A 17,725-nucleotide genomic window follows, 5' to 3' on the forward strand; every position below is an offset into this window, starting at 1 on the left:
CTCGTGAGTGACGATATCGTCAGTGCTTGGAAGGGAGTGGTCGATGAGCGGCCATCACGATGTACACAGCGGTCTGCACAGCGAGCAGGGGGCGCACGCGGGTGAGCATCCGGGCCGGGCGCGCAATCCCGTGATCAAGGTGCTGGACTTGGCGTGGCTGGAGTTCGAGAAGCCCGACCTGGACGGAGCGGAGGCTTTCGCCCACGCCTTCGGGTTCGAGACCGCCATGCGGACGGCCGACGAGCTGCAGCTGCGCGGGACCGATCCGGGCGCGCCCTGCGTGCTCATCCGGCGTGGCGTCCGCTCGCGCTTCGTCGGTCCCGCCTTTCGTGCCGCCGATTCCGCCGATCTGTTGCGACTGGCCGCCGCGACCGGTGCGCCAGCCATGCCATTGCCGGAATCTGTGGGCGGACTGACCGTCGACCTGGCCGATCCGAGCCGCTTGCGGGTGCGAGTGGTCGCCGAAACCCACGAACTGGAAGCTTTGCCGACGCAGCAGCCTCACATCTTCAACTTCGGGCACGAGGTGGCCCGGGTGAATGCCACACAGCGACCGCTACGTGCACCGGCACGCGTGCGCAGGCTCGGACACGTGGTGATCCAGTCGACGAGATACCGCGAGACCCTCGACTGGTATCTGCGGAATCTGGGCCTGATCGTCAGCGACTTCCTCTATTACCCGGGCCAGCGGGAGCGCGGTCCGGTCATGAGTTTCATTCGCTGCGACCGGGGTTCGGTACCGGTTGACCACCACACGCTCGCTCTGACGCTGGGGCCGTCGAACCGCTATGTGCACTCCGCGTATCAGGTCGCCGACCTGGACGCGCTCGCTGCCGGCGGTGAGTATCTGCGCGAACAGGGTTATCGCCGATCGTGGGGGATAGGTCGCCATATCCAGGGCAGCCAGATCTTCGACTACTGGCGCGATCCCGACGGGTTCATGGTGGAGCACTTCAGTGACGGGGACATGTTCGATTGCACCCTCCAGCCGGGCTGGGCGCCGATGAGCGCCTCCGGTCTGGCGCAGTGGGGCCCGCCCGTGACCAAGGACTTCCTCGGCATCAAGCCCGGAGCCGAATCGCTGCGCGAACTGCGCTCGATCATCGACGCGCTGCGCGAGGACAACGAATTCGATATCCGCCGCCTGCGCGGCCTGTTGAAAGTGGCCGATTCATGAGCACATCCATCCTCCGCACCGCCGACGCCTGGTGGGTGCAGACCCGCGCCGCTGCTGCCCGTATCAATACCACCGCGACGACCACGCGGGAACTGCTCGCCGATCGTGAGGCGATCGCCGCGGCTGCATCCGGCACGGGAACCGTGACAGTGGAGAGCCTTTCGTTGATTTCCCCGGTGACCGCGCCGTGTCGGGTGGTGGCGCAGATGACGAACTTCGCTTCGCACGTGAAGGATGCGGGGATGGACCCGGAGACGGTGCCGCTGACGTTCTTCCGCAAGGCGTCCGGATCGATCAGTGGACCCCATGACGACGTCATCCGGCCCGCGCATGTGCAGCTGCTCGACTACGAGGTGGAGATCGGCCTCGTGTTCGGTCGCGAGATGCCGGTCGGCTCTGAAGTCTCGGCGGAGAACCTCGCGAACTACGTCGCGGGCCTGGTGGTTACCAATGACATCTCGGCGCGCGACGTGCAGCTGCCGAAAACGCAATTCTACGAGGCGAAGTCGTATCCGACCTTCACTCCGGTCGGCCCGGCGCTGGTGCTGCTCGACGCCGATGAGCTGAAGCGGTTCGGAGATCTGCGGCTGCGGCTGTGGGTCAATGGCGGGCTGCGGCAGGACATGACGGTCGCGGACATGATCTACCGGCCGGTCGAGACGCTGCGCGCGCTGACCCGATTCCAGCGCATGGACGCCGGGGATCTGCTGCTCACCGGGACCCCGATCGGCACCGCGCTCAGTGCCCCGCCCAAGCCGGTGGAGATCATCGGCTCGCTGCTGCCGCCGAAGGTCAAGTGGAAGATGTTCTTCCAGGGCCAGGCCAAGAACCCGAAGTACCTGAAGGACGGGGACGTGGTCGAGGCCGCGATCGGCACCGACGACGGCGCCCTCGACCTGGGCCGCCAGCGCACGGTCGTGAGGTACGCCCGATGACCGACAACACAACCCTCGAGACCTCGACCGAGGACTTGCTCTGGCCCCGGTACACCGGCCCGGAGGACCTGGCCGCCATCGAAGCGGTACCGCTCGAGGCGCGCGGCCTGCCCGAATCGACCTACGCCCTGCGCGTCCGCGCGGCGACGCGATGGCCGGAGCGCACCGCGATCACCGTGCTGCCGGATGCGGCGCGATGGCGAGAGCCATCGCAGCGCACCTACTCCGATCTGCTCGCCGACGTGCACAAGTACGCGAACCTGCGGCACGAGCTGGGCGTGCGCCGCGCCGATGCGGTCGCGCTGATCGCACCCAACTGCGCGGAGCTGATCCGGGCCACCCTCGCCGCACAGCTGGTGGGCATCGTCGCACCGATCAATGGCGGCCTGTCGCACGAGTGCGTCGCGGAGCTGCTGCACCGCTCGGGCGCTCGGGTCTTGATCGCCGCAGGTCCGGAACTCGAGCCTGACATCTGGACCGCCGCACGCGAGCTCGCGGCGCGCGGTCTGTTGGATGCCTTGCTGGTGTTGCGTCCGACGGCAGCTCCGGAGCCGCCGCCGACCCTGCCCGGCATCGGTGGCGTCCGGATCGGCTACCTCGATACCCTCGCCGCCGAGTCCTATACCTCGGGACGGCCGAGGTCGCGGCGGTCGCGTCGATGCGCGGGCGTGCGGCGCATCTCGGATACTCCACCACCGCTTGTCGCGGCATCGGCGCGGCCGAACTCCTCGCGGCCGGTGGGGTGCTGCTGGGACCGGTCCGCCCCGCGATCGGCCGGGCTGCCGGGGCCGGGCTGGTGCTGTTGATGACCGGTGCGGTCGCCGGCCATCTCCGAAACGGCGGCACAGTCGAAATCGCGCCCGCAGCCGATGCGGCTCTGGTCGCCGCGGCCTACGTGGCCACGTCGACCGGTGGATCCCGATGACTTCGCCGACAGTTCCGGTGGTGATCGTCGGAGCGGGCCCGTCCGGGCTCACCGCGGCCACGCTGCTCGCCCAATACGGCATCGAATCGCTGGTGCTCGAGCGGTGGGAGGGCGTCTACCCGCAGCCGCGCGCGGTCCATCTCGACGGTGAGATCCGGCGGATCGTGGAACGTCTGGGCATCGGGCCGGGGTTCGACGCGATCACCCGGCCCGCTTCCGGGTTGCGCCTGGTGGATCGGCGGCATCGGGTGCTGGCGCAATTCGACCGCGATCCGGCCGGGGGCCGCAACGGATTCCCCGAAGCCAACCTGTTCGACCAGCCGGAGCTGGAGGCGCTGTTGCGGGCCAATCTGGCACTGCATCCGGCCGTCTCGCTGCGCGGCGGTGTGGAAGTCACCGGGCTGGCGGTCGAGAAGGACTGTGCCCGAGTTGATTGCGAAGACCGAGCGACCGGCGCGTCCTACTCGGTGCGCGCCCGCTACGTGTTGGGTTGCGACGGCGCGAACAGCCTGGTGCGCGCCGCGATCGGCGCGCGCATGCGGGACTTGCGATTCGAGCAGCGCTGGCTGGTCGTCGACCTCGCGACCACGGTCGATCCTGGGCACTGGGGAGGCGTGCATCAGGTATGCGACCCGCGTCGAGCCGCGACATACATGCGCATCGGCGCGACCCGCCACCGCTGGGAATTCCGTTTGCAGCCAGGCGAATCCGCCGACTACTACCGTGACCTGGCTCGACTGTGGCCCCTGCTGGCCCCATGGCTGGCCGACACCGACCGCGAGGGCTTCGAGCTGGTCCGGGTGGCGGAGTACACCTTCCGCGCGCAACTGGCCGACCGATGGCGTGCCGGACGTGTATTCCTGCTCGGCGATGCCGCCCACCTCACCCCGCCGTTCATCGGGCAGGGCATGGGCGCGGGCGTGCGCGATGCCGCCAACCTCAGCTGGAAGCTGGCCGGGGTGCTGCGCGGCGAGCTGCCGGAGTCGATCCTCGGCACCTACGAAACCGAGCGGAAACCGCACGCGCGCACGATGATCCGGCTGGCCAAGCTCACCGGCATGACCATGACCGAGGGCGGCGAACTGGGCAATCGACTGCGCGACCTGCTCGCTCCGCGACTGCACCGGCTGCCCGGGCTGACCCGGACGATCATCAGCGGAGAGTCACCGCCGCTGCACCGCTCCGCGCTGGTGGCCGCACCGCCGCTGCGGCGAGGTCTGGCCGGACGGCTGGTCCCGAACGAACGGATGGCCGACGGGCGCCGGGTCGACGACCTCATCGCCGGCCGCTACGCCATCATCACGACATCCGCCCCATCACCGATGGAGGCGGTGACCGTCGAACAGCGCGGCGGTGTGGTGTTGCGGGCCGTGCCGGGCACCGCGCTGAACCGCTGGCTGCGCGGCGGGCATGCCGACGCCGTGCTCGTCCGCCCCGACGGCACCGTGCAGACCTGCGGGAGAACGCTGTCGGATCTGTACTCGTCACTGCCGAGTTTCGCGCCGAGTGCACGTCCGGCGCAGACCGGCTCGACAACCCCGAAAGCCGCTGATTGATTCGGACACTACTCATGACGATGTCGTCAGAGTCGGTGTAAAGGTAGCGGAATCATGCGTGACGGCTACCGCTAGACCCGCTCGTCGATGTCTGGGTAGGAGGAATCCCATGTCTCGCTATCTGTTCGCTCTGGGCCGATTCGTGGCCGTCGCCGCTGGTGGATGCTGGCCGTCTGGGTCGTCCTGCTGATCGGCGCGATCACGTTCGCCGCGAGCACCGGCGGCAAGACCAACGACAACTTCACCGTCCCCGGCACCGAATATCGCCGCCGCCATGTGCGCAGGCGCACCGCGCGGAGACCGAGGAACAAGTAGCCGTTCGCCGCGACCGATCACTCGCTCTCGGCGACACTGGGCGAACTCGGCGGTCTCGAGGCGTAATGACACCTCAGTGGGGTTTTCGGCGTTCCCTCCGTCCAGCGAAGAGTTGCGGCTGCGCTGGACTCACCAGTACGCCTCGTCGGCCCCGGCGATGACGGCCTTCGCGTTCGTCGCCGTCGGCGCCTACCCCGCGTTCGCGACGTGCGGGTTCGAGTAGGCCCGCCTGGCGGGCCGTCGGCGTGGGAGGCGGCTGTGTGGCCTGTTGCCGTCACTGCCGTCACGATCCAGGCCCTCTACTGTCGGGTGAGGATGACACCCAACAGCTGATCGGAGTGCGTCGGCACCGGCCACGTCGGTGGATGTCGTAAAACCATCGGATCTCGACATCCCGCGGGTTTCATCCGTAAGGGGTGATCCCTGCCCTGGGATGTGCTCATAACCTGTGGTTGAGCGCCGCGTAGAGGTGGATGCCACTGTGCGGGTCTGCCGTGTGCGCTGACCCGTTCGACCGGCTCAGCGCGACACGGCTCGGGAGTCCCTGGCGATCTGGCCGAGTTGGTGTCGTCGACTTCAAGGCCCAGTGCACGATCTTGTTGGAGGGGCAATGACCAGAACCGATCCACAGGAATTCTCCACTCTGCTCGACACCATCGCCCAGCGCCGCAGCGCCGGCGACGGCACAGTTTCGGCGGAGTCCTCCACGCACATCCCCGAGGTCAGAGCGGCGGATGTTCCGCAGGAGGTCGAAGACGCCCTTCAACCCGCCGAGACCGGCATGCTGGAGCAGTTCGGCCACACCGGCGCCGCCGCGTCCACGGATGCTCGGCGTGTCCTGGCCGGTGACATCTCACGCGAACAGTTCGAGGACCTGATCAGTCAACTGATGGACAGCGCCCAAACCCAGTTCACTCAGCTGCAGGGCTCGACCAAGGCAAAACTCCAAAGCCTCGGTCGCCAGCACCCCGACTGGCAAGCGATGATCCTCTCGGTGTTCGAAGCAGTCAGTGATCTGCAGATCGACTTGCTGACAAAGGAATTCGGATTCCTTCAATCGCTGATGTCGAACACGCCCCAGCAGGCAGGCCAGGTGAACGGATTCTTCAGCGACTTGATGCGGCGTCTCGAGGACGGGTGGAGTCAGATCGTGGGGTGATGCCGGCGGCTCGGCATGGGCTCGAGTGCCTGTGCGGGTTCACGCCACCGCTTCGTTGTGTGACGAACGCCCAATCGAAGGATGAGGCAATGACCAAAGCGGAGCAAGCTCTCGAGGTGAAGCGGGACGTGGTGTCCGAAGCCTCGAACTCGGCGGAACGTACCTCGGTCGGCTGGTACAAGCGGTACAACGATCATCCTTCCGGGTGCCGGATTCGGGTTTCTCTATTTCCTGGCCTGTGAAGTCACTACCGGGTCGACGCTTGGTAAGAAGGCCCTGGGGCTGCACGTCAACGGTCGTGCCGGTGCGTCGAAACCGAGTATCAAGGACTCGGCCCTGCGCAACGCGTACATGCCGCTCAACCTCGTTCCCTGCATCGGCGGAGTGCTGTGGTTCTTCGCCGCACTCGCCGCCACCGTCGGCTCGAGCCCCAGCAAGCAGGGCCGGCACGACAACTTCGCCGACGGCACCCAGGTCGTCGAGGTATGACAGTTAGTAATCCGACGCCAGGTGCTCGCAGACCGGAAGGCGCCGGAATCTCACGAGATTCGTGACACGGGCGAGGTCCTGGTCACCGTGCTGTGACGCTGAGGCCGGCCAGAAGGCGGATCAGGCCACCGGCGACTTCGGCGATGGGGTGTCGCCGGGCTCACAGCGCAGTAGTGAGCGAGTTCGGCGAGGCGGTGCCCCCACGCTCGACGCTGTCGTTTGCACAGTTCCGCACGCGGGCCAACCTCCACATCCCTGGGGAGAGCTGCTGGGCTGCGCCACAATACATCGCGTGAACGCAACACGCCCCGGTCCTCACCAGAGCCGATCACCCGCCCAGTCGCCTGATTCCCGGCGGGTCGGCGTCCCGGATGAGGCGGGAGAGAACCGCTTGGCCCTGGCTGCGGTGACCGACGCCTTCGTTGCGCTGGTCGTGGGTTTCGCGTTGTCGCAACGTGTCTTTCATGCTTTCGACGGGGTCGCGGAGTTCCTGGGCGCGTTCATTCCGTGTGTGCTCGCGGTGTCGTTCGCCAATCACGTCCTCGGCACACTGCTGTTGCGGGGCAGTGTCGCGAAGCTGCTGTTCGGAATGCGGGTCCTCCGATGGAAGGACGGCCGACGCCCCCGGTTGTGGCAGACGGTCGCGCGCTGGCTGTTCGGATTCGTGGTGATCGGACTGCAGTACCTGCTCGAAGGCGCGAGCGTGGGCCAGGCCTGCGGGTTGCGCACAGTGCGTCGACGCGACCAGCACCACCCGGTCGGCCAGTCGGCAGCGAATCGCTGAGCGCCTGGTCTGGCGGAGGTCGATGAGGCATTGACCGCCAGCACCTCGGGAGCTCAGGTGACCGTTGGCCACAGTCGTAGGTCTTGTGGTGCCTCCGATCGCGATGCCAGCCAGCGCGGCGAGGAGAGCAGGAAGCCCGAGACCGAACAGGATGCATGGCCACCACGTCGTGGCGGCGACAACGACCTCAACCCTCTCGCCTCCCTGGTACGGAGAGTCTCAGCTTGCATGATGAGTTCGAGTACGACCTCTCGTGTCCAGCTTGATCGGCGAAGGCCATGGCATGGCGTGGTGGGCTCGGCCGTGTGACCGATCGGGTCAGGCGTGCGGTGGTTCGCCGGTGACGATGTGGTCGGCGAGGTTGAGTCCTTCGCGGACCAGTCGGGTGAGGTGGCCGTCGCGGACGCGGTAGATGATGCGGCGGCCTTCTCTTCGGGTGTCGACCAGGCCGGTGAAGCGGAGTTTGGCGAGGTGTTGGCTGACCGCGGTGCGGGAGGCGCCGACTGCTTCGGTGAGGGCGGTGACGTCGGCTTCGCCGTCGGCGAGGATCCACAGGATGTGCAGCCGGGTGGGGTCCGACAGCATGCGGAAGGCGCCGGTCGCGGCGTCCAGACGCGGTTGGTCGGGGGTGATCGGGTGAAGGAGGCTGGGCACGGGAGGGTCAGCGGCCGGATTCGGAGGCCCTGCCATCGTTCACCGCCTTCCTGCTGGCACCGCCTCCGGTTCGGTCGGCGTGGTCGCGGGCCAGACGCGGGCGGCTGTGGTTGCTGCAAGTGTAGCGATGGCGGCCAGGGTCAGTGCGGCGGTGAGCTGGCCCGCTCCGGCGCCGACCCATCCCGCGACGGGGTAGGTGAGCAGGAAGCAGGCATGGGAGAGGGAGAACTGGGCGGTGAAGACCGCTGTGCGGTTCTCCGGTGTCGATTCCGCGCGTAGCAGACGCGCGGACGGTGTGTTGATCATCGAGGTGCCCGCGCCGAGCGCTGTCCACGCCACGACCAGCAGCAGCCAACCCTGCCCGGGGTAAGGATCAACCGCGGTGATCGCGGCCGCGGATAGCAGCCCCACCGGCAGCGCAGCGCTGCCGGTGAGCATCATGCGGTGGTCGCTGAAGCGTGACAGCAGCCGCGGCATGGTGAGAGCGATGAGCATCGAGCCGCCGCCGTAGCAGGCCAGGGCGAAGGCGACACCGGCGGCGGAGCCGTGCAGCAGGTCCTGAACGTAGATCACGGTGTTGACCACGACCAGCGCGGTGGCCGCGGCGACGGCCAGGTTCATGGCCAGCAGGCCGCGTAGCACGGGCCGATCGACCAGAACTCGGGCGCCGCTGGTGATCCGCTCGATCAGCGGCACGGATCGGTCACCGGGTACCAGGCGCGGCAAGGGGGTCCTCACCACCAGCACGGCGGAGGCGACGAACCCGGCGGCGGTGCCGACGAACAGCAGGTTGTAGTCGATCAGCGTCAGCAACGCGGCGGCCATCATCGGGCTCAGCAATGATTCCAGGTCGTAGGCCAGCCGCGACAGCGACAACCCGCGGGTGTAGTCGTCCTCGTCCACCAGCACCGACGGGATCACTGCCTGAAAGGCGGGCGTGAACGTCGCCGAGGCGGCTTGCAGCACGAAGATCAGCAGATAGATCTGCCACACCTCGGTGACGAAAGGCAGCGTCACGGCGATCACCGCCCGGAACGCGTCCGCGGAGACCAGCAGCACCCGGCGTGGCACTCGATCGGTAACCGCCGCAATCACCGGCGCGACGAAGACGTAGGCGACCATCTTGATCGCCAGCGCGGTACCCAGCACCGCCCCGGCATCGCTACCGGCCAAATCGTAGGCCAGCAGCCCCAATGCCACCGTCAGCAAACCGGTCCCGACCAACGCCACCACCTGCGCGGCGAACAAACGCCGGAACCGGCGATGCCGCAATACCTCGATCACCCCTGACCTCCCCGAACTCTCCGACTAAGGGCGACCTTACGCCAATAGGTGCGCAGATGCGAACCTATTGGCGAGTAGGGCGGCGCGGGCGGTCACGCCTGCGGCTGGTGATCACCGAGCGGAAAACCCCGTAAAAATCCGCCTCGCAACCCTTGCGGAACCGTATCTGAAAGCACACGCTTACGTACGTGGCTGCTTTCAGAGATGCGGATCTGACCATCCTCGGCGACCCCATGCGGCAGGCGATCTTCGAACGACTCGCCCGGCGGCCGTCGTCGGTCGGTGAGCTGGCGGAATCGTTGCCGATCACCCGCCAAGCCGTTTCCCAGCATCTGCGGGTGCTCAAGGACGGGGGACTGGTGGTGGCCACACCGCAGGGCACGCGGCGCATCTACCAGATCAATCCGGACGGACTCGCCGCGATCCAGGCGTACTTCCAGCGGATCTGGGACGACGCGCTGACCAGTTTCCAGAAGGCCGTGGACGCCGCGGCCGACCCCGAACAGGAGAGCTCATGACCACGACCCTTCCCACCCTGCAAGGCAAAGCCAGTGTCGCGATGCCGATCGAGAAGGCATTCGCCTTCTTCACGCAATCCTTCGGCAGCTGGTGGCCGGCCGCCTACCACATCGGACAAACCGAAATGGCCGACGCGATCCTCGAACCCGGCGTCGGCGGCCGCTGGTACGAGCGCGGCGTCGACGGCACCGAATGCGACTGGGGCCGCGTACTCACCTGGGAACCACCCCAGCGCCTCGTGGTGACCTGGCAGATCAACGGCCACTGGCAATACGACCCCGACCCCGATCACGCCAGCGAAATCGAAATCCGCTTCACCGCAGAAGGACCCGACCACACCAACGTCGAACTCGAACACCGCCACCTCGACCGCCTCGTGGAGGGCAAAGCCATCCGCGACACCATCGCCGAACAAGGCGGCGGGTGGGGCACCCTGCTGGAGTTGTTCGCCAAAACCGCCGAAGCGCAAGGCTGACCCGATCAACGGTGCGACCCGCCCCGACGCCTCGCTCACCGTGGCGGGCCGCACTTGTCGTTCAGCGGCAGCAGTTGGGGTCCAGCACCACACACAGCGCCGCCAGAGCATCGCGGCGGGCGCGGTGGAAGGTGTTCATACCGCGCCGTTCGGACTCCACGAGCCCGGCCTTGCGCAACTGGCCGAGGTGATGACTGACCGTCGACTCCGACAGACCCACCGCCGTGGCGAGGTCGCCGCCGTTCTCCTCGCCCGCGGCGCTGGTCAGCAGCAGGGACAGCAGCTTCACCCGCACCGGGTCGGCGATCGCCTTCAACCGCAGCGCCACTGCCAGCGCGGCGGCGTCGTCGACCGGCCCCGCCGCGACCGGCGCGCAGCAGACCGGGGCGGACATATCGATCATGGGCAGCGTCTTGGGCATGCGATCGACTCTACCGACTGCATTGACATATGTCGAAAAGGTGGCAGACTCGGCACCGAACCGGTTCTTCGATATATGTCACACAAGTGGAGGTAGTCATGTCCCGCATCCAACTCGCCCTGAACGTCGACGACATCGACCAGGCCGTGGCGTTCTACTCGACCCTGTTCGCGACGGAGCCCGCCAAACGCAAGCCTGGTTACGCCAACTTCGCCGTCACCGATCCACCGCTGAAACTGGTGCTGATCGAGAACCCCGGCCACGGCGGCAGCGTCAACCACCTCGGCGTCGAGGTCGAAACCTCCGAGAAGGTGCACGCCGAGATCGCCCGCCTCTCCGAAGCCGGGTTGTTCACCGAAGAACAGCTCGCCACGACCTGTTGCTTCGCCACCCAGGACAAGGTCTGGATCACCGCACCGGACAAGGAGCGCTGGGAGGTCTACACCGTCCTGGCCGACAGCGAAACCTTCGGTACGGCGCCCGAACTCACCGGCGCGGCCACGCCGTCGGACGCCGAGGCGGTCCAGGCGTGCTGCGGCACCGCCGAGGAAGCCGCGGCCGAGGGCGCGTGCTGCACCCCGGCGGCGAAGAAGGAAGCGATCGCCTCGGGTGCCACCTGCTGCAGCTGATCCTTGGCGCGGCGGCTGCCGGGGAGTTCACCAGGTGTTCGCTTGCCCACGGTTTCGATATTCATCAATATCGATGTGTGTCGAAACCGAAGTTGCCGCTGATCGGCGTGACCTCATCCTCGTGTGAGGTCACGCCCCTGGTCCGCCAGCCACTGACCGCCGAGGCCGCCACCGAGCTGGCCGGCGTCTTCAAGGCATTGTCGGATCCGGTGCGGTTGCGGCTGCTGTCGGTGATCGCCAGCCACGCCGGGCAGGAAGCCTGCGTCTGCGACATCTCCGCAGGCTTCGACGTCGGCCAACCCACCATCTCCCACCACCTGAAAGTCCTGCGTGAGGCCGGGTTGCTCAGCAGTGAGCGGCGCGGGTCGTGGGTCTACTACCGCATCGAACCCGCCGCTCTACGCGAGCTCGCCCAGCTGCTCGACAGCACCGCCCCCGCGGCGGTCACCCGGTGAACGACCGGGCGCGGCGGTTGCTGGCGGAGTTCGTCGGGACCGCGCTGCTGGTCACCGTCGTAGTCGGCTCGGGCATCGCCGCCCAGCAGCTTTCGCCGGGGGATGTCGGGTTGCAGCTGCTGGAGAACTCCACCGCGACCGTGTTCGGGCTCGCGGTGCTGATCCTGGTCTTCGGACCCGTCTCCGGCGCGCACTTCAACCCCGCCGTCTCCGCCGCCGACTGGCTGCTGGGCCGCCACCATGGCACCGGACTGACCGGCCGCGACCTCGGCGGCTACCTCGCCGCCCAAACCATCGGCGCCGTCTTCGGCGCGGCCCTCGCCCACGCCATGTTCGACCAACCCGCCCTACAGATCTCCACCCATCACCGCATCACCAGCGGCCACCTGCTCGGCGAAGTCGTCGCCACCGCCGGACTCATCGCGGTCGTCTTCGCCCTCGCCCGATCCGGCCGCGCCGCGCTCTCGGCCGCGGCGGTCGCCGCCTACATCGGGGCGGCCTACTGGTTCACCAGCTCCACCTCCTTCGCCAACCCCGCCGTCACCATCGGACGCGTGTTCACCGATACCTTCGCCGGAATCGCCCCCACCTCCGCGCCGGGATTCATCACCGCCCAAATCCTCGGCGCGCTCCTGGGCCTGGCGCTGATCGCCGCCCTCTATCCGACCACCGCGACCGCGGCCGGCGCCGACAACGCCGTCGTCCCCCACGACACCACCACCACGCCGACCGTCGCCGACTGAAGGTCCTCTCCGGCAATGCTCCCCACACCCAGCGTGCTGTTCGTCTGCGTCCACAACGCCGGACGCTCACAAATGGCCCAAGCCTTCCTCACCCACCTCGCCGGCGACGCCGTCGAAGTCCGCTTCGCCGGCTCCGCACCACGACGAACCCGCGTCAGCCTAGCGGCAGGCAGAAGGGAACTCGAGTGCGCGCTCATGCGGAATATCGGGCGCCAACGAATTGATCAAACCGGACATCCCTGAAGCAGCACCCGCAAATCAGCGGATCTGGACCACTACTTTGCCGAGGGCGCGTCCCGTACCTACGTGGGACAGCGCTTTGGCGGTCTCGTCGAGTGGGAAGGTGTGGTCGATGTGGATTCCGATCCGTCCTGCGACACATGCCTCCGCGAGGGGTGTGAAGTGCGCGGGCCCTTCCTTCACCGCGAGGACTCCGAGAGAACGCCCGGTCACCAATCCGGCGAGCACGCCGACCGTCGTCATCCGCAGCAACGCGCTTGTGGTGCCGCCGACGCAGCGGTACCGGCCGCCGCGGGCGACCGACCTGCGGTAGGCGAAGACCGACCGGTGGGCGACCAGGTCGAGTACTCGGTCGTATGGTCCGGTTCGGGTGAAGTTCTCGACGCGATAGTCGATGACCTCGTCTGCGCCGAGCGTGCGCATGAACGCCAGCTTGTCGGCGTTGTCGACCGCGGTCACGTGCGCACCGGCGTTCTTGGCCAACTGGATCGCGAACGCTCCGGATCCGCCGCCCGCTCCGTTGATCAACACCGACATTCCGGCAGCGATATCGGCCGTGCCCTGTAGTGCGATCGCCCCGGCTTGGGGCAGGGTCGATGCTTCGGCGAAGCTCAGCGACGCCGGTTTGTGGGCCAGCGCCGATTCAGGAGCCACGGCATATTCAGCGAATCCGCCCTTGAGCATCAGATTGTCGCCGTAGACCTCGTCACCGGGTGCGAACAGGGTGACCTCGGAGCCGACGGCTTCGACCCGTCCGGCGATATCGGATCCGAGAACCGGGCGACCGGGAGTCCGGAGGCCGCCGATGCGCGAATACAGCGGCGTCCCCCGCAGTGTCTCCCAGTCGGAGAGGTTGATCGACGTCGCGTGCACCTGGACCAGAACCTGTTTCGGCGCCGGAGACGGCATTGGGGTATCCGCGATCGACAGCACCTCGGGGCCGCCGTAGCGGTCGTACACGACGGCCCTCATGCGATACCGGCGCGGAGGATCGAGCGACAGCGTGACACGTGAGAAAGTCTAGTCGGCGGGCCGCCCCGCGACCGGCGAACTGTGCGTCGGCATTCGGCGCGAGCGAGATCTTTGCGACATAACGCATCTCATGTTCTCAGGGAGGGCGGCCCGCGTGTTCTCGAAGCCGGCTTCCCCCGAGGACCGGGGCACGGACGGGTGGTGCTTTCCGGCCGGCGACTGCCGCGTATCCATGGGCTACGGATTCATGATCGGGCCCGGAGGCGAATTCGGAATCGACGCCAACCAATGGACACCTCTGCACACCAGCACGCAGCCGCACGGTCAGTCGTCGTTTGGGGGCACTCGAGCCGGTGTTCTGCGGAGGCGATGAGTGAGTTCAGGTAATTCAATGCGCCGGTGGTGGTCTCGGGCTCGCTGAGCAGCGGGTCGCGTTCGTCACGGTCGAGTCCCAGCCGTGTCGTGCGATAGTCGCGGATCAAGATCGGCGCGCCGCTGGGCCCGATGACGGAAACGAACCGGTAGCCACTGCGCCACCGCGACCGGCCCGCGGGGTGCGGGCGGGCACCGTCGAGCAGCGCGGTCCATCCCCCGACACATCCGACAAGGCTGTGGGCGGTGGACCCGATCCACAGGTTCGGGCAGTGCAGGCTCGGGTGCATGGTGAGCAGATCGCGCACTGCGACGGAGAGGCGCAGGGCGGCGGGAGAAGCGATCGGCACAGGGCCTCCTGAATGATGGATCAGCGAAGAATCTGCGGCTGCGACAGGTGGTTTCGCCGTCACAGCAGCCTCTTGCAGCGACAGCGAGCTCAGCGGCACAGCGCAGTGGGAGACAGAGGGTGTGGATCAGTGCGTGGGGTGGTCGGCGGGTCGATCGCGAGGTCGAGATGGTCGGGGTCGGCCACGTCGAGGAAGCTCAAGACCCGATGGTCGGTGCTGGTGACCAGGACACCACCGTCGGTCGCCAGAATCCGGACGCCGTTGCTCAACTCGATGTCGGTGTCGTGCTCGGCAGAGCGGGCCCGAGGCGGATCGAGGTGACCAGCACCGTGGGGCGACCGGCGCGCACCCACACATCCAGTAGAACGGGGACGGCGTCGACGATCTCGGGCAAAGGCTCGCCGGCCAACTGCACACATGCCGTGGTCAGATCCGGTGGAAGCGGCCAGCGAGAGTTCCCATGGACGGCCTGTTCCGAATCCTCACAGGTGGCCAGCTGGCGCGATCCGGCACACTGCTAGCAACGCTCGGCGATGCCCATTGCAGGCCGTCTTTCGGACCGCTCTCCGCGAAGCCCGGCCGGTCACCTGAAACACAAACCACGCGACATCAGGGGTCACCGCCATGACAATCTCCAGCGTGGAAGAGGTCGAAGTTATCGTCGCCCATCACGAGCGCGCGACCCTGCGCGCCGGCGACGTTTTCCTGAAGATCGACGCCGATCAGACACGCACCGACGCAGAGGTCGAAGCGATGGCCAGGGCGCCGATCCCAACCCCAGAGATCCTGTGGCGTAAACCGCCTGTGCTCGCGCTCGCCGCCCTCCCAGGAAGGGCACTCGGCCGCCTCGGCGAGCCGTCGGCCGCGTCGCCGGCGGCATGGGCCGCCGCGGGTGCCGCCATACGGATGCTGCACGACGCACCGCTGCCACCATGGCCCGGCCACAGCGGCCAGGGTCTCGACGACTTGGCGGCGCAGCTTGACATCGAATGCGCCTGGCTCGTCACCAACGACGTCCTTCCCCCCGACCTGGTCGCACGCAACCGCCGAGCCGCCGAAGCCGCGCTCAGGCCGTGGACCCCGGTGTTCACGCACGGCGATCTGCAAGTCAGCCACGTATTCGCCATCGGTGACGAGATCACCGGCGTGATCGATTGGTCGGAGGCGGGCCAGGGCGATGCCCTCTACGACCTCGCCACTTTGACGCTCGGACACGAGGAGCGCCTTGCCGACGTCGTCGCCGGCTACGGCACCGACGTCGACCTCGATGTGATCCGCGCATGGTGGTCGTTGCGAAGCCTGCTGGGGGTCCGCTGGCTAGTCGAGCACGGCTTCGACCCGACCTCGCCAGGCTGCGAAGTCGACGTGCTGAGAACCCAGGCGATGAGAGATCGACGAGAACGCGACATCCGGTCACGCCGCACTCCGTCATCAGACCGGCGCCGCACGATAGCTTCGGTGGTCAGATAGCTTCCCACCAAGTGGCCGCCAGTGGGGATTCTCGACTGGCCACTGACAACCGCGCGCGAGCGCGGTCACGTCGAGATGGCACCGAAGGTGCCGCAGGTCGATACCGATGCGGGGACGGTACCGGCGGCGATGTGGTCGGTGATCTCACGGTGCATCTGTGCTGTGATCTGCGAGATCGCGGGCGCGACGGCTGGGGAGAGTTCATGGTCGAAGCCGATGGGATGATTGAAAAGGGCAGCGTCCGCCGGGATGGTGCAGTCAGGCGGTAGTGGGATGAGCCCTTCGTGGTCGAGCGCTGTGATGAGTGCGTGCACGGCGCGCTGTCAGCACCGCGAGATGATCACCCCGGTACGTCTGTCCGGTGGTGTCGTAGGAACTGCGGGGTGTGCTGTGGCCGTTGCGGGAAGAGGGCACTGTCGAGGGATCTGTTCCGCGGCGATCTCGGCCAGCGACAGCGTGGTGACGTGCGCGTGGGCAGACCAGTTTTCCGTGCATGCCGGGATGACTCCGCCGCTCATTTGCTGCGCGGGTTTCGCGGGGCCAGTGGTGTGGGGCGTCTGCGTCGCGGGATGGGCTGTGGCGGGTTGCGGGGTTGTCGGCTGTGTCGCGGCGCCGGTCGGTCGGGCGGTTCGATGGCGGCCTGATGGTCGTGGCTGGCGGATGGACGCCGGATGGGGCAGGCCGAGTGCCACTGGCGGACTGGCTATTGGAGCGCACGACGCCCCGATCGGTTGTCGAGCTGAACGCCAGACGAGAGGTTGGTGGAACTTCCATGCACGACCCGACAGTGCCGCAGCGAGGCCGCGCCGTGGGCGGGGGTGTGCAGGTTGCGGTCAGGCGTCGAGACTTACATCCGGCGCGTTCTGCGACACGGCGGCGCCGTAGGTGGTTGATGCGCCTGCGGTGGTCTGGACGCCGGAGCGCGGGCTGTGGGTCAGTCCGGCCGCGTCGATCGCGTCGCCGATGTGCGCGCCTGTTGTCTGCGTGCGGATGTTGTCGAGGATGATGGCGAGGTCACGGTGGTTGGTGGGGTTCAGTACTGCGGGGGCGGTGGGGTCGGCGCGCGGGATTGTGATGCGCCGGAAGACCCCGAGCAGGACACGATGGCCGGTCGGCTTGCGCCCGCCGGTGTCACGTGACCACATGCCCGCCCAGTCGACGAGGCTGTAGTCCAATTACCATTGCGCGGCTGCGCTCACGACTGCCCGCACCTGACCGGTCAGCCGGGTGGTGCGCCGCTGGTACCGATCGACCAAGGCATCGTGCCGTCAGACCATCACCTCGAGCCACTGAAAGCGAGCCAAAGCCGTTGTTTCGACAAGACGGCCGCGACGTGGACGGCCTATCCAGCTTCGCTGGAACGAGATTCGTCGCTGTAGGCACAAGTGCGAGCCCAACTCGCCGTACTGGACGGGGGATCTGACCGGTCGATGAGGAGGGGCCGCGGTCGATGATCGTCGAGTCGCCCCTGGAATCGGCGGGTGTTGCCATGCTGCCTGCGCTGATAGAACGGTGTGAGATCCCGCAACGGAAGGAACCTAATGGGGCGAACGATTCCCGCGACTGCCGCGCCGGTACGCCGCACCCTGGTTGTGGCGCTGATTGCCGCCGCGATCGGGGCGCCGAGCGCGGTGGCGGCGACTGCCGAGGCGCCGCCGACTCAGGATGACGGCTTTTGCATCGATGAGAAGACGCGCGTACGCAACGGGTTGCGCATCAGTGACCCCAGTTGCATTCATGACCACAGCCGCTTCCACAATCACGAGCGCTTCCATATTCCGCCGAATCATTCCTGAACCCG

General features: G+C 67.3%; 25 protein-coding genes and 2 pseudogenes. 19 read left to right on the forward strand and 8 right to left on the reverse strand.

Going from position 1 to position 17,725, the window contains the following annotated elements; genetic code table 11:
• Nucleotides 1-43 precede the first annotated feature (43 nt).
• The 11 genes and pseudogenes from ACWDMM_RS01690 to ACWDMM_RS01740 all read left to right on the forward strand — a co-directional run bounded on the left by ACWDMM_RS01690 (nucleotide 44) and on the right by ACWDMM_RS01740 (nucleotide 7,340).
• Complete coding sequence (locus ACWDMM_RS01690) at nucleotides 44-1,177, forward strand: VOC family protein (RefSeq protein ID WP_357105355.1); 1,134 nt, start codon at nucleotides 44-46, stop codon at nucleotides 1,175-1,177.
• Nucleotides 1,174-2,112 (forward strand): fumarylacetoacetate hydrolase family protein, encoded by a 939-nt coding sequence (locus ACWDMM_RS01695; RefSeq protein ID WP_449935477.1) that lies wholly within the window; start codon nucleotides 1,174-1,176, stop codon nucleotides 2,110-2,112. The genes ACWDMM_RS01690 and ACWDMM_RS01695 overlap by 4 nt, the downstream gene beginning before the upstream one ends.
• Nucleotides 2,109-2,747, forward strand: a pseudogene (locus tag ACWDMM_RS01700) (AMP-binding protein); the annotation flags it as partial. The gene ACWDMM_RS01695 and the pseudogene ACWDMM_RS01700, both read left to right, overlap by 4 nt.
• Nucleotides 2,748-2,770: 23 nt before the next feature.
• The gene (locus ACWDMM_RS01705; protein WP_357205929.1) at nucleotides 2,771-3,037 is read left to right on the forward strand and encodes a DoxX family protein; all 267 of its coding nucleotides are present in this window, start codon (nucleotides 2,771-2,773) and stop codon (nucleotides 3,035-3,037) included.
• The gene (gene mhpA, locus ACWDMM_RS01710) at nucleotides 3,034-4,593 is read left to right on the forward strand and encodes a bifunctional 3-(3-hydroxy-phenyl)propionate/3-hydroxycinnamic acid hydroxylase MhpA (RefSeq protein WP_449935480.1); all 1,560 of its coding nucleotides are present in this window, start codon (nucleotides 3,034-3,036) and stop codon (nucleotides 4,591-4,593) included. The genes ACWDMM_RS01705 and mhpA overlap by 4 nt, the downstream gene beginning before the upstream one ends.
• Before the next feature lie 162 nt (nucleotides 4,594-4,755).
• Nucleotides 4,756-4,908, forward strand: coding sequence for a hypothetical protein (locus tag ACWDMM_RS01715; RefSeq protein ID WP_195081393.1), 153 nt, complete (start codon nucleotides 4,756-4,758; stop codon nucleotides 4,906-4,908).
• A 76-nt stretch (nucleotides 4,909-4,984) separates the two neighbouring features.
• A complete protein-coding gene (locus tag ACWDMM_RS01720) occupies nucleotides 4,985-5,131 on the forward strand; it encodes a hypothetical protein (RefSeq protein ID WP_357105366.1) in 147 nt (48 codons plus the stop codon).
• Nucleotides 5,132-5,518: 387 nt separating this feature from the next.
• Nucleotides 5,519-6,067, forward strand: coding sequence for a hypothetical protein (locus ACWDMM_RS01725; protein ID WP_195081395.1), 549 nt, complete (start codon nucleotides 5,519-5,521; stop codon nucleotides 6,065-6,067).
• An 89-nt stretch (nucleotides 6,068-6,156) separates the two neighbouring features.
• Nucleotides 6,157-6,309, forward strand: coding sequence for a hypothetical protein (locus tag ACWDMM_RS01730; protein WP_357105371.1), 153 nt, complete (start codon nucleotides 6,157-6,159; stop codon nucleotides 6,307-6,309).
• Nucleotides 6,299-6,556, forward strand: a complete 258-nt coding sequence (locus ACWDMM_RS01735; protein ID WP_449935614.1) for an RDD family protein — start codon at nucleotides 6,299-6,301, stop codon at nucleotides 6,554-6,556. The genes ACWDMM_RS01730 and ACWDMM_RS01735 overlap by 11 nt, the downstream gene beginning before the upstream one ends.
• 292 nt (nucleotides 6,557-6,848) lie before the next feature.
• Entirely contained in the window at nucleotides 6,849-7,340 is a 492-nt protein-coding gene (locus ACWDMM_RS01740) for an RDD family protein (protein ID WP_357205918.1), read from the forward strand.
• A 318-nt stretch (nucleotides 7,341-7,658) separates the two neighbouring features.
• On the opposite strand, the gene ACWDMM_RS01745 is transcribed toward ACWDMM_RS01740, so the two are convergent.
• Together ACWDMM_RS01745 and ACWDMM_RS01750 are read right to left on the reverse strand one after the other, a co-directional pair.
• Nucleotides 7,659-8,030 (reverse strand): ArsR/SmtB family transcription factor, encoded by a 372-nt coding sequence (locus ACWDMM_RS01745; protein ID WP_195081397.1) that lies wholly within the window; start codon nucleotides 8,028-8,030, stop codon nucleotides 7,659-7,661.
• 3 nt (nucleotides 8,031-8,033) lie between these two features.
• A complete protein-coding gene (locus tag ACWDMM_RS01750) occupies nucleotides 8,034-9,278 on the reverse strand; it encodes an MFS transporter (RefSeq protein WP_449935483.1) in 1,245 nt (414 codons plus the stop codon).
• 188 nt (nucleotides 9,279-9,466) lie between these two features.
• On the opposite strand from ACWDMM_RS01750, the gene ACWDMM_RS01755 reads away from it, so the two are divergent.
• Both ACWDMM_RS01755 and ACWDMM_RS01760 read left to right on the forward strand, forming a co-directional pair.
• Nucleotides 9,467-9,796 carry an ArsR/SmtB family transcription factor gene (locus ACWDMM_RS01755; protein ID WP_195081398.1) on the forward strand — a complete coding sequence of 110 codons (330 nt, stop codon included), beginning with the start codon at nucleotides 9,467-9,469 and terminating at the stop codon, nucleotides 9,794-9,796.
• Nucleotides 9,793-10,272, forward strand: a complete 480-nt coding sequence (locus ACWDMM_RS01760) for an SRPBCC family protein (protein ID WP_449935485.1) — start codon at nucleotides 9,793-9,795, stop codon at nucleotides 10,270-10,272. Before ACWDMM_RS01755 ends, ACWDMM_RS01760 begins: the two co-directional genes overlap by 4 nt.
• 61 nt (nucleotides 10,273-10,333) lie before the next feature.
• On the opposite strand, the gene ACWDMM_RS01765 is transcribed toward ACWDMM_RS01760, so the two are convergent.
• Nucleotides 10,334-10,693, reverse strand: coding sequence for an Rv2640c family ArsR-like transcriptional regulator (locus ACWDMM_RS01765; protein WP_323124775.1), 360 nt, complete (start codon nucleotides 10,691-10,693; stop codon nucleotides 10,334-10,336).
• Between the two features lie 98 nt (nucleotides 10,694-10,791).
• Here ACWDMM_RS01765 and ACWDMM_RS01770 point away from each other — a divergent pair, with 98 nt between their 5' ends.
• From ACWDMM_RS01770 to ACWDMM_RS01785, 4 genes and pseudogenes are all read left to right on the forward strand, one after another.
• A complete protein-coding gene (locus ACWDMM_RS01770) occupies nucleotides 10,792-11,322 on the forward strand; it encodes an ArsI/CadI family heavy metal resistance metalloenzyme (protein ID WP_449935487.1) in 531 nt (176 codons plus the stop codon).
• Nucleotides 11,323-11,399: 77 nt separating this feature from the next.
• Entirely contained in the window at nucleotides 11,400-11,777 is a 378-nt protein-coding gene (locus ACWDMM_RS01775; RefSeq protein WP_195082966.1) for an ArsR/SmtB family transcription factor, read from the forward strand.
• Nucleotides 11,774-12,520, forward strand: coding sequence for an aquaporin (locus ACWDMM_RS01780; RefSeq protein ID WP_449935489.1), 747 nt, complete (start codon nucleotides 11,774-11,776; stop codon nucleotides 12,518-12,520). The genes ACWDMM_RS01775 and ACWDMM_RS01780 overlap by 4 nt, the downstream gene beginning before the upstream one ends.
• A 15-nt stretch (nucleotides 12,521-12,535) precedes the next feature.
• Nucleotides 12,536-12,661 (forward strand): annotated as a pseudogene (locus ACWDMM_RS01785) (arsenate reductase/protein-tyrosine-phosphatase family protein); the annotation flags it as partial.
• Nucleotides 12,662-12,778: 117 nt separating this feature from the next.
• Here the strand turns inward: ACWDMM_RS01785 and ACWDMM_RS01790 are convergent.
• The 3 genes from ACWDMM_RS01790 to ACWDMM_RS01800 form a co-directional block, all read right to left on the reverse strand.
• Nucleotides 12,779-13,732, reverse strand: coding sequence for an NAD(P)-dependent alcohol dehydrogenase (locus ACWDMM_RS01790; RefSeq protein WP_195082963.1), 954 nt, complete (start codon nucleotides 13,730-13,732; stop codon nucleotides 12,779-12,781).
• A gap of 245 nt (nucleotides 13,733-13,977) precedes the next feature.
• Complete coding sequence (locus ACWDMM_RS01795; protein ID WP_449935491.1) at nucleotides 13,978-14,454, reverse strand: hypothetical protein; 477 nt, start codon at nucleotides 14,452-14,454, stop codon at nucleotides 13,978-13,980.
• Between the two features lie 89 nt (nucleotides 14,455-14,543).
• On the reverse strand, nucleotides 14,544-14,723 hold the full coding sequence (locus ACWDMM_RS01800) for a hypothetical protein (RefSeq protein WP_449935493.1): 180 nt from the start codon (nucleotides 14,721-14,723) through the stop codon (nucleotides 14,544-14,546).
• A 370-nt stretch (nucleotides 14,724-15,093) separates the two neighbouring features.
• Between ACWDMM_RS01800 and ACWDMM_RS01805 the strand changes: the two genes are divergently transcribed.
• On the forward strand, nucleotides 15,094-15,924 hold the full coding sequence (locus ACWDMM_RS01805; protein ID WP_449935494.1) for a phosphotransferase: 831 nt from the start codon (nucleotides 15,094-15,096) through the stop codon (nucleotides 15,922-15,924).
• A 65-nt stretch (nucleotides 15,925-15,989) separates the two neighbouring features.
• Here ACWDMM_RS01805 and ACWDMM_RS01810 read toward each other — a convergent pair whose 3' ends face one another.
• Both ACWDMM_RS01810 and ACWDMM_RS01815 read right to left on the reverse strand, forming a co-directional pair.
• Nucleotides 15,990-16,238: a hypothetical protein gene (locus ACWDMM_RS01810; protein ID WP_195082960.1), complete on the reverse strand. Its 249-nt coding sequence runs from the start codon at nucleotides 16,236-16,238 to the stop codon at nucleotides 15,990-15,992.
• A 519-nt stretch (nucleotides 16,239-16,757) separates the two neighbouring features.
• Nucleotides 16,758-17,099 carry a hypothetical protein gene (locus ACWDMM_RS01815; RefSeq protein WP_449935497.1) on the reverse strand — a complete coding sequence of 114 codons (342 nt, stop codon included), beginning with the start codon at nucleotides 17,097-17,099 and terminating at the stop codon, nucleotides 16,758-16,760.
• Between the two features lie 366 nt (nucleotides 17,100-17,465).
• On the opposite strand from ACWDMM_RS01815, the gene ACWDMM_RS01820 reads away from it, so the two are divergent.
• Complete coding sequence (locus tag ACWDMM_RS01820; RefSeq protein ID WP_357105404.1) at nucleotides 17,466-17,720, forward strand: hypothetical protein; 255 nt, start codon at nucleotides 17,466-17,468, stop codon at nucleotides 17,718-17,720.
• Nucleotides 17,721-17,725: the final 5 nt, after the last annotated feature.

The sequence above is a fragment of the Nocardia sp. NPDC003726 genome (assembly GCF_053586955.1).